The organism is Corynebacterium striatum ATCC 6940, from assembly GCF_000159135.1.
GTDB lineage: Bacteria > Actinomycetota > Actinomycetes > Mycobacteriales > Mycobacteriaceae > Corynebacterium > Corynebacterium striatum.
In genome coordinates this window covers 305,088-318,326 of the sequence record NZ_GG667523.1, presented here as the reverse complement: position 1 = coordinate 318,326, position 13,239 = coordinate 305,088, and the positions used below count along the sequence as shown (strand labels likewise).

The window sequence follows — 13,239 nt, the reverse complement described above, 5'->3', positions numbered from 1 at the left end:
GGTAATGCCAAAACTGATATCCGGGATGCATATATCATCGCCCACGCTGCAAAGAACCTTCCGGAATCCCTCCGCAGTGTCGACCGCGTCGAAGAAGCCTTCCTCCAGTTGAAAGTCCTCAACGGCATCGACGAAGACTTAGCACGCTCCTACACCAGGCTCATCAATCAGATTCGAAGTGCACTAGTTGGCTGCTACCCGCAATTCGAACAAGCCCTTCGCGGCCAGGTGATCCACCGCAAATGGGTTCTGCACCTACTTGCACGCTACGGCGGGCCCACCAAAATAAAGCGCCTCGGAAAAGCCAAAGCAGCTGCCTTCGCTCGACGCTATAAGGCACGCAATCCCGAGCCCGTCATCGATGCCATATTCGCTGCCATCTCTGAGCAAACAGTCGCCATTGCTGGTGCACAATATGCCGAAATGGGCGTAGCAATGTCGGCGAAGGACGCGCTTTTAAAGCTCGAGCACCGCAAACAAATCGAGCAGGAAGTCATCGAGCTCATCAACGACATCCCCCACACTCAAATCCTGCTATCCATGCCAGGAATCGGGCCGAAGACGGCTGCCCAAATTCTCATGACCGCGGGCGACATGTCCGACTTCCCGACAGCTGGGCACCTAGCCTCTTACGCTGGCTTATCACCCCGAACGAATCAGTCCGGAACCTCAATCATGTCGAACTCACTGAACAGAGCTGGCAATAAAAAATTAAAGAACGCCCTATGGCAATCATCCTTTGCATCCATCAGATTCCACGAGCGTTCACGGCAATTCTATGAACGAAAGCGCCGTGAAGGCAAGAGACACAACGCTGCAGTCGTAGCGCTAGCCCGCAGACGGCTCAACGTCCTATACGCCATGATGAGCAACCACGAGTACTACCGCGATCCCGACCAATCACAGGAAGTCGAAGCAGCCTAAACCCCAAGAACCAAACAGCCGACTGGGAAACCCCAGTCGGCTAACAGCCATGCCAGAAAACAACACAGCCAAACAACCCCGGCTGAAAAATCAACCCCGGCTAATCCACCCGCGAGGTTGACAAACTATATAGGAACACCCCCCCCAATTGGAAGCTAGCACCGACGGGCGGGGTGTGCAGCTCGAAGCGGTGGGGGCGCTCACGCCTGCCTAGATGCCAAATCGTGGCCCATCCAGGCGGCCAACACACGCTGATTTGGCATCTGGGGCGGTTGCCCACTACTTTTTATCCACCACCGCGTTAGTGATCCGCGCGGTGCACAGGCGCTTGCCGTCCTCGTCGGTGATGATGACCTCGTGGCTGCACAGCGTGCGCCCCAGCTTGATGGCAGTGGCCGTCGCAGTCACTAGCCCGGCGCGCCCGGACGCATGGTGCGTGGCATTGATGTCTACGCCCACCGCCACCTTGCCCAGGGTGGAGGCGTGAATTACGGCAGCCCAACTGCCTACCGCCTCAGCGAGGCAGGCCATCGCGCCACCGTGCAGCAGGCCGAAGGACTGAGTATTACCCTCCACCGGCATAGTGGCCACTACTTTCTCGGGCGACTGTTCTAGCACCTCAACGCCCATTTTCTTGTCTAGCTCCCCCAACTGGATTTGCCACTGCTGCATGGTTCTCCCTCCTTATTGTGTGATGTGGATTATACTAACCTAAATTACTGACCGACCGATCAGTTACCAAAGAAAGGACTCCGATGACCTCCCAGGCACGCCTCGTCCCCAGCTACCTCTCCGGCCAGTGGGTCACGCCCACCGACCCGACGAAGATCACCGACGTCCACGACGCCTCCACAGGCGAACTCGTCGCACAGGTAAGCGCCGAAGGGCTCGACATCGCCGGCGCCGTCGAATACGCCCGGACCACCGGCCGCACGGGGCTGCAAGCGCTCACCTTCCACGAGCGCGCCATCAAGCTCAAGGAACTGGCACTCTACCTGCAGGATCACCGCGAAGAACTAAACGCGCTCGCGCACAAGACCGGCGCCAACAAGCGCGATAACTTCATCGACGTCGACGGCGGCATCTCCACCATGTTCACCTTCTCTTCGAAGGGGCGTCGCGAGCTGCCGAACTCCACCGTCATCCCCGCCGGCGAGGCTGAGGTCTTCTCCAAGGACGGCTCCTTCATCGGCCGCCACATCTACACCTCGATTCCGGGCGTCGCTGTGCAGATCAACGCCTTCAACTTCCCGGTCTGGGGCATGCTCGAGAAGTTCGCGCCTGCTTTCATCGCAGGCGTACCCTCCATCGTGAAGCCAGCCACCCCCACCGGCTACGTCACCGAGGCCTGCGTGCGCCTCATGATCGACTCCGGCATCCTCCCAGAGGGCTCCCTGCAGCTCATCTCCGGTTCGGCCCGTGACCTGCTCGATTACCTCGATTACCGCGACCATGTGGCATTCACCGGTTCTGCCGCCACGGCTCACGCCCTGCGCAGCCACCGCAATGTCATCGAGGGTGGCATCACCTTCACCGCCGAGGCCGATTCCCTGAACGCGGCCATCCTGGGCACCGACGTCACCGAAGACTCCCCCGAGTTCGAAGCCTACGTCAAGGCCGTCTTCGGCGAGATGACCGCCAAGACTGGGCAGAAATGTACCGCCATCCGCCGTGCTATCGTGCCGCAGCACCTCGTCGATCCCGTCATCGCAGCGCTGAAGGCTCGCCTCGAGGCGAAGGTCGTGTCTGGCGATCCGCGCGATGCCAACGCCACCATGGGTCCGCTGGTCTCCGTTGAGCAGCGCGAGGACGTCGCCACTGCAGTGCGCACGCTTGTCGACGCCGGCGGTGACATCGTCCTCGGCGGCCCCGACGAGCTCGAGGGCGCATTCTTCGCACCGACGATTCTGCGCTTTGCAGATTCTCGCACCCCGGCGGTGCATAACACCGAGGCCTTCGGCCCAGTGGTTTCCTTCATCGGCTACGACACCCCTGAGGAGGCCATCGAATTGGCGGCCCTGGGTGCGGGTTCCTTGGTTGCCTCGGTTATCACCCACGACCCAGAGCTAACTACCCAGCTCGGACGCGGTATCGCCGCTCACCACGGCCGCCTGCATTTCCTCGACCGCGACGACGCCAAGACCTCTACCGGCCACGGCTCTCCCCTGCCGCACCTAGTCCACGGCGGACCGGGCCGCGCGGGCGGCGGCGAGGAGCTCGGCGGCGTGCGCGGCATCAAGCACTTCATGCAGCGCACCGCCATCCAGGGCACGCCTGATCACCTCACCGCCATCACCGGCCAGTGGCACCGCGGTGCGCGCGTGCAGCGCGTGACCCGCGCCGACGTCGTCTCCAGCGCGGGTGTCCACCCGTTCCGCAAGGACCTTGCCACCCTCAAGATCGGCGACCAATTCGCGTCGGACCTGCGCAAGGTCTCCCTCGAGGACATCACCGCGTTTGCACAGTCAACCGGTGATACCTTCTACGCCCACACCGACGAAGAGGCCGCCACCGCGAACCCCTTCTTCCCACGCCGCGTCGCACACGGTTACCTCCTGGTCTCCTGGGCCGCAGGCCTCTTCGTAGAGCCGGCGCCAGGTCCCGTTCTGGCGAACTACGGCTTGGAGAACCTGCGCTTTATCACCCCGGTTACCTACGACGATTCCATCCGCATCGAGCTCACCGCCAAGCGCATCACCCCGCGCGTGACCGACGATTATGGCGAGGTCTGCTGGGATGCCGCCCTCTACAACCAGCACGACGAGCTGGTTGCGTCCTACGACGTCCTGACCCTGGTGGAGAAGGTCGACACCATCTACGCGCAGCAGTAATACGAATAGGCGTTATTGGCGCCGCGATTAAGGAAACTGCGTCACAGGTCACATTTCTGCCGTATGCTTTTGTGCATGAAAGAGAACTCAGTCATTATCGTCGGCACTGGGCTGGCAGGAATGGTCGCAGGTTACGAGGCCTTCAAAGGCGGCAAGCACGTCATCTTCCTCGAGCAGGAAAACCGCAATAACCTGGGCGGACAAGCCTTTTGGTCACTTGGCGGCCTGTTTTACGTCGGCTCCCCTGAGCAAAAGCTCATGCGCGTGAAAGACTCCGAGGAGCTGGCCTGGCGCGACTGGGCCAACTCCGCCGACTACGACGAAGTCACCACCGAAGACTCCCACGACTACTGGCCGCGTAAGTGGGGCCGTGAGTACGTTCGCTTCGCCGCAAATGAAAAGCGCTCTTACCTCAAGAAACTGGGACTTAACGTGCTGCCCACCATTGGCTGGGCAGAGCGCGGTTCGGGCGACGCCTCCGGGCACGGCAATTCAGTCCCCCGCTTCCATCTCACCTGGGGCACCGGCCCTGAGGTAGTCCGTGTCTTCCGCGAACCTCTTGAGAAGGCCGAGAAGGAAGGCAAAGTGGAATTCCACTTCCGCCACCGCGTCGACGAGCTCATCACCGAGGGGCACGGGAGCGCACGGCGCGTCGTCGGCGTGAAGGGTTCGGTCCTGGCGCCCACCGACCAGGTGCGTGGTGAGGCGAGCGGAAGGGAAGTCGTCAAGCAATTTGAGCTCCGTGGCCAGGCCGTGGTGATTGCCACCGGCGGCATCGGCGGAAACCTTGAGAAAGTGCGCACCATGTGGCCCACTGAGCGCTGGGGTAAATGCCCAGAGGAGCTGGTCAGGGGCGTTCCCGCGCATGTCGACGGCCGCGGAATCGACATCGCCAGCAAGGCCGGCGCCAACCTCGTCAACCAGGACCGCATGTGGGCCTACCCCGAGGGCATGAGCAACTGGGATTCCATCTGGCCAGAGCACGGCATCCGCATCATCCCAGGCCCATCCAGCCTGTGGCTCGACGCGGAAGGCAATCGCCTGCCCACCAACCTCTTCCCAGGTTCGGATAACCTCGCCGCACTGTCGCACATCACCAACACCGGGCATGGCTACTCCTGGTTCGTGCTCAACCAGGAAATCGTGGACAAAGAGTTCATCTTCTCCGGCTCCGAGCAGAACCCCGATCTCACAGACAAGGAGTTCAAGAAGCTGGCCGGCAAGCTCGGCCCAGGCACCCATGTGGCCGTCAAAGCTTTCATGGACAACGGCATCGACTGGGTTGTTGAAGATAACCTAGAAGACCTGGTCAAAGGCATGAATTCCATCAGTCCAGAGGGTTCACCCAAGATTTATGTGGACCAACTACGCAAGATCATTGAGGATCGCGACGCGCAGCTCGACAACCCGTTCTCCAAGGACGCTCAGGTCAACTACATCCGCATCGCTCGCGGTTTCTTGGGCGACAAGTTGATTCGCTGCGCGGCCCCGCATCGCTTGCTCGCCAAGGGCCCACTCATCGCGGTGCGCCTCAAGGTGCTCACCCGCAAGACGCTGGGCGGCATCGAAACCAACCTCGACGGCGCCTGCCTCAATCCCGACGGATCCGTCCTGACCGGCCTGTACGCCTGCGGCGAGGCGTCCGGCTTCGGCGGCGGTGGCATGCATGGCAAGAACGCGCTCGAGGGCACGTTCCTGGGCGGCTGCATCCATTCTGGCAAGCGCGTAGGCGAGGCTCTCGCGCGCAGCTAAGATGGCCCATCATGGACATCTTTTTGGAAACCGTCGACGAGCTCCACGAGGTCGCGCGCTCCCATGAGGACCCCGCGTTTGACGAGGTCCTCTATCACCGCGATCCTTCCGGCATCTGCATCACGGGCATGGCTTACGAGGATGAGCAGACCTACGTGGTCACCTTCCGCGGCCCGGCCCAGGAGGCCACCATCTACAGGGCCACGCCTTTCATCGGGGTGGTAGAAACTGCAGGTAAGCGCTTCGCCGCGCTTGTCGACGCCCCCTTTTCCCTCCCCGCCGGCAACCCTGCCGGTGGCGAGGCTTTGCAGGGCACGCTGTACCCCGCGCTCCTGGCCACGCACGTGGAACCCGCAGGTCACCACGTTACCGCGGACTTCGAGGCCCCCGACACGGAACGCTTCTACAGCAATTACAAGCCCAGCATGCTCACGCCGCGGGTGCGGGTGACGGGTGAGGTAAAGGACGTCGCGAAGCACGTGCATGAGCTCACCGAAAATGAATTCTGGGTGGGCCAAGTGGCCGGGTTTTCGGTGGTCTTCGAGGAGAATCCGCCCGCACACGCGGCAATCGACGCCGTGGCGGTCTGCGCTACTCCTTTCTGGGACGAGACCTAGACCTGTTCGCGGCGCGGCTTGTCGACGCCGCGCCGACGCACCGCGATGGTCAGCAAGATAATGCCGCTGAGCAGGAATGCGAGCGCGCGGAAGATTCCGCTTGTGGCCGCGAGATCGAAGAAGGTCAGCTTGGCCACCGCCACAATGGCAAGCAGCACGCCGACGGCGGTAAAGCGCTGCTCCGCGGCAAGAAGCAGGCGGGCAGCAAGGACCATCCACGCCACTGAAACCAGGGCGTGCGAAGCCAGGTAGGCAGTCTTGAGGCCCGCGGCTCCCGCCACGATCGCGGCTGCCGAGGCGATTGTGCCTACCGTGGCAAGAAGACTGAGCAGGAGTACAAAGAGTAACAGTGCGGCTGCAACTCCGCGGTGCTCGTAGTGGGGGACACGCTGGCGCAACAGGTAGCCCGCGAGGAGGGCCACGGTGAGGACGATGCCCTCGGCAAGTGGCTCCATGCCAGCGAGGGCAGGCGGATCAAAGAGCACACCACCGAGAAGCGGGGTGAGCACTATGAGCGAACCCAGGAACCAGGCGGCCAGGACGAAAGCATTGCTCATCGCATGGAGGAGCAGCACGAATGCTGCGAAGAAGAGCCCGCTTAGGACAAACGTCAGGACTACCGCCATGGTCCCTGTGGGGGCTGTGCCAGTCCAGCCCGCCATGGTGTCCAGCATGACCAGGGCATAGACCACGGGGATAGCACCAAGTGCGCAATCCTTGATGACGGAGTTGCCAAGCCAGGCGATACCCACGATGACAGCCAGGGCAGCAACGGCCATCCACTCGGCGAGGATGGTGTCCGAGCGAAGGAGGGCAGCGACCAGCAGGAAGCCCGGGGCGAGCAGCCCCAAGAACGCGAAGCCAAATTCCGCCTTGACGGTGGGGAAATAGACCACTATGGCCACAGCCGCGATGGCGAGCAGGCTGCACGCGATGGCGATCCACAACGAGGGCAGACTGAAGGGGGTGCTGCGGACGGCGACTTCCATCATGACCACGGCAAGCCCGACGCCGGCGATAGCGCGCAGCACCTCGGCCATGCGCTCACTGCGGCACAAGACGCTGTAGACGGCGGTAACCAGCGGGATCAGGACAACGAGCATGGCACCGCCAACGTGCGCGGGTGCCACTGCGCTGGGGTAGGAGAGTGCGGCGATACCTGCGCCTGTGGCCATCCACTCTTGCGTGAATGAGCCCTGACGGAAACGGTGGGCGTAACCCACGAATCCGCCATAGATGAGCGCCATGAGCACCGCTCCCAGCCATGCCGGCCACCAGCCCAGCCACGTGACCACCAGGAACGTCGTGGCCAGCGCCGCAAATAGGGAAGTGGCCACCAAGGCGGTCACACCGGCCGGTGCCGCCTTGTCACGGAACCACCATCCGGCCCCGAGCAGCGCACCCGCCACGATGTAAGCCAGAACGACGCGGCCCACCGGCCCCAGGAGGCCCGCCTGAATGGCAAGTCCCACAAGGAAGGCCACGCCCGCCAGCGTGATAAGCGCGCCACCCACGGCCACCGCACCAATGAGCGTCTTCTCGCGGTCGCGCGGCTTCGGCGGCTGAACTGGGAGCTGCGGCTGAGCCGAGTGCTGCGACGCTAACTCAGGGGCCGGAGACTGGCTCAGCTGCGCAGCCCCTTCCATTTGCTGACCATATTCGAGGAGGCGGGCGCGGGCATCGCCAAGCGCGCGCTCTGCAATCTCAAGCCGACGCATTGCGTCGAGGAAAAGCTCCCTATTTTCATTCATGTCTTAGACTTACCGTGAAACGCACGTGTCCACCACCGCACGTAGTATTTCGTTATGCCTTCGAAACCATCTACTCCGCAGGACCCACCAGCGCTTGCTGCACAGCAGTGGACCATCAGCCAATGGCGCGAGCGTGCAGCTCGTGGCCTCGGCAAGCAGCACAGATAGGGGAGAGGGCCTGCTCCTAGACGTGGCGCAGGCCCTCGGTTTGTGATGATTTAGCGCTTACTTAACCACCAGGTTGACCATGCGGCCAGGGACGTAGATCTTCTTGACTACGTTCTTGCCCTCGGTCAGCTCGACGATGCGGGCGTCGCCAAGCGCGGCGTTAACCACGGTGTCCTCGTCGGCGTCGGCAGGCACGTTGACGCGCGCCTTGACCTTGCCGTTGACTTGGACTGGAATCTCAATCTCGTCATCTACCAGGTACTTCTCATCGAAGGTGGGGAAGGAGGAGTAGGTGATCGTCTCGGCGTGGCCGAAGCGCTTCCACAGCTCCTCCGCGATGTGCGGAGCAATCGGGGAGACCAACTGCGCAATCGGCTCAACTGCAGCACGCGGAGCGCCTTCGGCGGAGTTGCCGTAGGTGCGCGTCAGGTAGTTGACGTACTCGATGAGCTTAGCCACCACGGTGTTCAGACGCAGGTTCTCGTAATCATCACGCACACCGGCAATGGCGCGGTGCAGGGCCTTGAGATCATCCTCGGCGAGCTCGGCGTCGCTAGTAGCAAGCTCGCCGGTCGTCTCGTCTACAGCCAGACGCCACAAACGCTGCAGGAAGCGCTGGGAACCGACGACGTCCTTGGTTGCCCACGGGCGGGAGGTATCCAGCGGACCCATGGACATCTCATAAACGCGCAGGGTATCAGCACCGTAGTCGCGACAGATGTCATCCGGAGCCACGGCGTTCTTCAGGGACTTGCCCATCTTGCCGTACTCCTGGTTGACCTCTTCACCGTTGTAGTAGAACTTGCCGTCCTTTTCCTCCACCTCGGCAGCCGGGACGTAAACGCCACGGGAATCGGTGTAGGCATAAGCCTGGATGTAGCCCTGGTTGAACAGGCGGCGGTACGGCTCCTTGGAGGAAACGTGACCGAGGTCGAAGAGGACCTTGTGCCAGAAACGGGCGTAGAGCAGGTGCAACACCGCGTGCTCGACGCCGCCGACGTAGAGGTCCACGCCGCCCGGATCGTTAGCGCCGTGCTCCTCAGGACGAGGGCCGGTCCAGTAACGCTCGTTCTCCAAGCTGCAGAATTCCTCCGAATTCTGCGGGTCGATGTAGCGCAGCTGGTACCAGGAAGAACCTGCCCACTGCGGCATGACGTTGGTGTCACGATAATACGTCTGGGTGCCCTGGCCGAGGTCGAGTTCCACCTCCACCCATTCGCGGGCCTTGGCCAGCGGCGGCTGCGGGGAGGAATCGGAATCGTCTGGGTCGAAGGAGACCGGCTTGTAGTCTTCTACCTCCGGCAGCTCGACCGGCAACATGGACTCTGGCAGCGGGTGAGCCTGGCCTTCAGCGTCATAGACGATGGGGAAGGGCTCGCCCCAGTAACGCTGGCGTGCAAACAGCCAGTCGCGTAGCTTGTACTGGATCTTTTCGCGGCCGATGCCCTGCTCCTCCAGCCACGGGATGATGGCCGCGATTGCCTCTTCCTTGGACTTGCCGTTCAGGTCGATGGAATCATTAGCGGAGTTAACGGCCTTGCCGGACTCAGTAAACGCCTCCTTGCTGATGTCACCACCAGAGACAACCTCCGTAATTGGCAGGCCAAATTCGGTGGCGAACTCGTAGTCACGCGTATCGTGCGCCGGCACCGCCATGATGGCGCCGGTGCCGTAGCCGGTCAGAACATAGTCAGCAATAAAGATCGGAACCTGCTTGCCGTTGACCGGGTTAACAGCATAGGTGCCCAAGAAGACGCCGGTCTTTTCCTTGTTCTCCTGGCGCTCCAGGTCAGACTTTGCGGCGATGGACTCACGGTAGGCCTCCACGGCCTCCTTCGGATCATCGTGACCAAAGGTCCAGCGGCTGTCGACGTCGTCGTCATACGGGACGGGGGAGAGCAGGGCGTCGACAAGCTCGTGCTCTGGAGCCAGCACCACGTACTCAGCGCCGAACAGGGTGTCAGGGCGAGTGGTGAAGACGGTGATCTTGTGGCCCTCAGCGGTGAAGTCCACCTCTGCGCCACGGGAGCGACCAATCCAATTGCGCTGCATGGACTTGACCTTCTCCGGCCAATCCAGAAGCTCCAGATCGTCCAGCAGGCGATCAGAGTAAGCGGTAATGCGCATCATCCACTGGGACAGGTTCTTGCGGAAGACCGGGAAGTTGCCGCGTTCGGACTTACCCTCCGCCGTAACCTCCTCGTTTGCCAGCACGGTACCCAGGCCAGGGCACCAGTTGACGGTGGAGTTGGACAGGTAGACCAGGCGGAACTCGTCCAGGGCTGCGGCCTGTTCGGCTGCAGTCAGATCGGAGTAGTAACGGCCATCCTTGGTCTTGCGCTTGCCTACCTCGAGCTCCTTTACCAGCTCAGCGATTGGGCGCGCCTTCTGCTGCTCCTCGTCGAACCAGGAGTTGTAAATCTGCAGGAAGATCCACTGAGTCCACTTATAAAACTCTGGGTCCGTCGACGCCACGGAGCGGCGCGGATCGTGACCCAAGCCCAGCAGGCCCAGCTGGCGGCGCATGTTCTCGATGTTGGCCATCGTGGTGGTGCGCGGGTGGGTTCCGGTCTGGATGGCGTACTGCTCGGCCGGCAAGCCAAAGGCGTCATAACCCAGGGTGTGCAGGACGTTCTTGCCCAGCATGCGGTTGTAGCGAGCATAGGTATCGGTAGCGATATAGCCCAGCGGGTGGCCCACGTGCAGGCCCGCACCAGATGGGTACGGGAACATGTCCTGGATGTTGAGCTTTTCCTTCGGAAGGGCGCCCGCGCCCTCCGTGGCTAGGTCGCCGACGGGGTTCGGTGCGTTAAACGTGCCATTGTCTTTCCAGTACTGCTGCCAGGTCGACTCGATCTGGGCCGCAAGCTCCGGGGTATAGCGGTGCGCGGTGGAATCACTCGGGTTAGTCATGGCTCCACAGTCTAGCGCCCTAACAAGCTCCGGAGCACGTCAGGGCGGATAAAACTTCAATTTATTCGGCCGCTCCGCGGTGCGGGCGAAATACATAGCGGTGCGGGCTTCCTCATCATCTGGCTTTGACATCGCCTGCGCCACCTTGACTAATCCCATGGGTTAATGAGTCGAACTCCAGTATTCTCAAAATCCTTGACATTACGGGTGGCGCATACAGCATTATTGGCTCGGCATACCGCTGCTATCTGCGCATCGACAGTAGAAATTGGCTGCCCGGACTGTCTCCGCCTAGAAACGACTTCGGCGTATTCCTGCGCAGCCAGAAAATCAAAGGAAAGAATTGGGTACATACTCAGGACGCGATCTAAGACCTTGCGCAACGTGGCCTTCTTCTTTCCCTCTGGCAAGATAGCCACGCCAGCATAAAGCTCCGAAACAGTCATGGCAGTGACAGATGTGCGGACCTCGATGCTTTTCATCCAACTCAACACTTTGTCATCCGGACGCGGTTTAAGCACCTCAGATACGACATTTGTGTCCAGTACGATCATTTAAAAAGCACCGCCCGCGCTTCGTCATCACGTGGTGGAGTTTCCAATTCAACCGCGGCATCTCTGCTTGCTTCATAAAGAGCAATCCCAATGTTCTTCGGTTGCACAACGTCAATAAGAATTGCGCGCACCTCCGCTTCCATTGAGCGGCCATTCTCCTGCGCACGAGCCACGAGCGCTTCTTTTATCGCGTCGTCAAGGTTTCTTACTACCAATGAGGCCATCGCACTGCCCACCTTCCCGTTGATATCAGTAACGATATCACTTTCGGGCAAACCCCTCTAGACCTTCTTGACCACCGCCGGCTTCAACGTCATGGCACCGAAGCCATCAATCTTGCAGTCGATGTTGTGGTCTTCCTGACCCGTTCCAGCATCAAAGTTCAGACGGATGCCGCGGACCTTAGTGCCGGACTTCAGCGGCTGCTGCGCGCTCTTGACCTTGAGGGTCTTGGTGACGGTGACTGTGTCGCCGTCGGCAAGCGTGTTGCCCACAGAATCAACGATTACCTGGGGCTCAGCGGAGTCGGTGTCCGCACCAGCGGCGGTGGCTTCGAACTCGTGCGCGCACTCCGGGCAGACGATGAGCGGCGGCATCTCGTAGGTGTATTCGGAGGAACATTCAGGGCATGGCGGCAACGTGGCAGCTGCATTTTCAGTCATGAGAGGGATTCTAATCTGTGCTCGCGCTCTGCGCGTTAGCGTGGCCGCAGTAGCCACTACCGCCCTGACCACCGACCTTGTCGTCCCGACACACGCTGCTACTTCTGGCCCGAAGAACATCATCTACATGATCGGTGACGGCATGAGCTACGGCCACATCGCCTCCAACAGTCTCTACGAGACCGGCCAGTCCAAGTACCTAGTTGAAGGCGCGTTCGGTGCCGACACCGCCAAGGAGCTCGAGGGCGAGTCTGTCCAGGCATTCGAGGACTTCAACGCGGCTGTCGACGCCGCCATCGCCTGGGTTGACCAGAACTCCTCCTGGGAGGAAACCCTGCTCATCGTGACCGCTGACCACGAGACCGGCTACCTCTCCGGCGCGGATGAGACTGACGCTTGGAAGCCACAGACCGGCACCAAGGGCACCGCTCCGACCCACGAGTGGTACTCCACCAACCACACCAACCAGGTAGTACCGTTCTTCTTCAAGGGCGCTGGCTCCGAAGATATCCAGGCTAAGGTTTCTGGCACCGACCCAGTCCGCGGCGAGTACATCGACAACACCACCGTGGCCAAGCTGGCCCTGGACGAGTGGTGGTTCAACACCGCTGAAGACGACACCGACAACAAGCCATCTAACGATGGTTCCTCCAACGGCTCCTCTTCTGCAGGCGCCGGTCTGGCTGGCGCCGGCGTGATGTCCCTCATCTTCGGCATCATCACCGCTGCGGCTCAGGCCCTCGGTCTGGTCAAGTTCGACTTCAAGGCTCTGCAAGACCTCATCAAACAGTTCGCCTAATGTGCTAGCCGACGCCCCGCCACTCGGCCGCGGGCAAGCACCAGCCCTCGTCTCCCCACAGACGGAAACACCGTCACTTTCTAGGGGATGACGAGGGCTTTCGCCGTTTTCACCGCTGAAAGGACGCAGTCAGAAGACAGGACGGACAGCCAATTCTAGTGTCGGCACTCACCTCAACGTTTGAACAATCTTCCGAATATCAACTAGGCGTGTCCAGGCCAAAAACTATCGTCACCAGTATGGCTCCTATTCCAGCACATTCACTAAA

11 protein-coding genes are annotated in these 13,239 nt (G+C 61.1%); 5 read left to right on the top strand and 6 right to left on the bottom strand.

The genetic code is table 11. The features are described from left to right. A partial coding sequence (locus HMPREF0308_RS09020; RefSeq protein ID WP_005530860.1) for an IS110 family RNA-guided transposase occupies positions 1-924 on the top strand: 924 nt, incomplete at its 5' end. A 279-nt stretch (positions 925-1,203) separates the two neighbouring features. Here HMPREF0308_RS09020 and HMPREF0308_RS09015 read toward each other — a convergent pair. Continuing rightward, positions 1,204-1,596, bottom strand: coding sequence for a PaaI family thioesterase (locus tag HMPREF0308_RS09015; protein ID WP_005530859.1), 393 nt, complete (start codon positions 1,594-1,596; stop codon positions 1,204-1,206). Between the two features lie 83 nt (positions 1,597-1,679). Between HMPREF0308_RS09015 and paaZ the strand changes: the two genes are divergently transcribed. The 3 genes from paaZ to HMPREF0308_RS09000 all read left to right on the top strand — a co-directional run bounded on the left by paaZ (position 1,680) and on the right by HMPREF0308_RS09000 (position 6,124). Further along, positions 1,680-3,755, top strand: a complete 2,076-nt coding sequence (gene paaZ / locus HMPREF0308_RS09010) for a phenylacetic acid degradation bifunctional protein PaaZ (RefSeq protein ID WP_005530858.1) — start codon at positions 1,680-1,682, stop codon at positions 3,753-3,755. A 75-nt stretch (positions 3,756-3,830) separates the two neighbouring features. Then, positions 3,831-5,507, top strand: a complete 1,677-nt coding sequence (locus HMPREF0308_RS09005; protein WP_034657364.1) for an FAD-binding dehydrogenase — start codon at positions 3,831-3,833, stop codon at positions 5,505-5,507. An 11-nt stretch (positions 5,508-5,518) separates the two neighbouring features. Further along, positions 5,519-6,124 carry a hypothetical protein gene (locus HMPREF0308_RS09000; protein ID WP_005530856.1) on the top strand — a complete coding sequence of 202 codons (606 nt, stop codon included), beginning with the start codon at positions 5,519-5,521 and terminating at the stop codon, positions 6,122-6,124. On the opposite strand, the gene HMPREF0308_RS08995 is transcribed toward HMPREF0308_RS09000, so the two are convergent. The 5 genes from HMPREF0308_RS08995 to HMPREF0308_RS08975 form a co-directional block, all read right to left on the bottom strand. After that, positions 6,121-7,875 (bottom strand): DUF2339 domain-containing protein, encoded by a 1,755-nt coding sequence (locus HMPREF0308_RS08995; protein WP_005530854.1) that lies wholly within the window; start codon positions 7,873-7,875, stop codon positions 6,121-6,123. The genes HMPREF0308_RS09000 and HMPREF0308_RS08995 overlap by 4 nt on opposite strands. A gap of 225 nt (positions 7,876-8,100) precedes the next feature. Then, complete coding sequence (leuS, locus tag HMPREF0308_RS08990) at positions 8,101-10,956, bottom strand: leucine--tRNA ligase (RefSeq protein ID WP_005530852.1); 2,856 nt, start codon at positions 10,954-10,956, stop codon at positions 8,101-8,103. A gap of 149 nt (positions 10,957-11,105) precedes the next feature. Beyond that, positions 11,106-11,510: a type II toxin-antitoxin system VapC family toxin gene (locus tag HMPREF0308_RS08985; protein WP_005530848.1), complete on the bottom strand. Its 405-nt coding sequence runs from the start codon at positions 11,508-11,510 to the stop codon at positions 11,106-11,108. After that, entirely contained in the window at positions 11,507-11,734 is a 228-nt protein-coding gene (locus HMPREF0308_RS08980) for a FitA-like ribbon-helix-helix domain-containing protein (RefSeq protein ID WP_034657307.1), read from the bottom strand. Before HMPREF0308_RS08980 ends, HMPREF0308_RS08985 begins: the two co-directional genes overlap by 4 nt. A 57-nt stretch (positions 11,735-11,791) precedes the next feature. Continuing rightward, complete coding sequence (locus HMPREF0308_RS08975) at positions 11,792-12,172, bottom strand: zinc ribbon domain-containing protein YjdM (protein WP_034657306.1); 381 nt, start codon at positions 12,170-12,172, stop codon at positions 11,792-11,794. On the opposite strand from HMPREF0308_RS08975, the gene HMPREF0308_RS14030 reads away from it, so the two are divergent. Next, entirely contained in the window at positions 12,171-12,971 is an 801-nt protein-coding gene (locus HMPREF0308_RS14030; protein WP_005530842.1) for a hypothetical protein, read from the top strand. The genes HMPREF0308_RS08975 and HMPREF0308_RS14030 overlap by 2 nt on opposite strands. Positions 12,972-13,239: the final 268 nt, after the last annotated feature.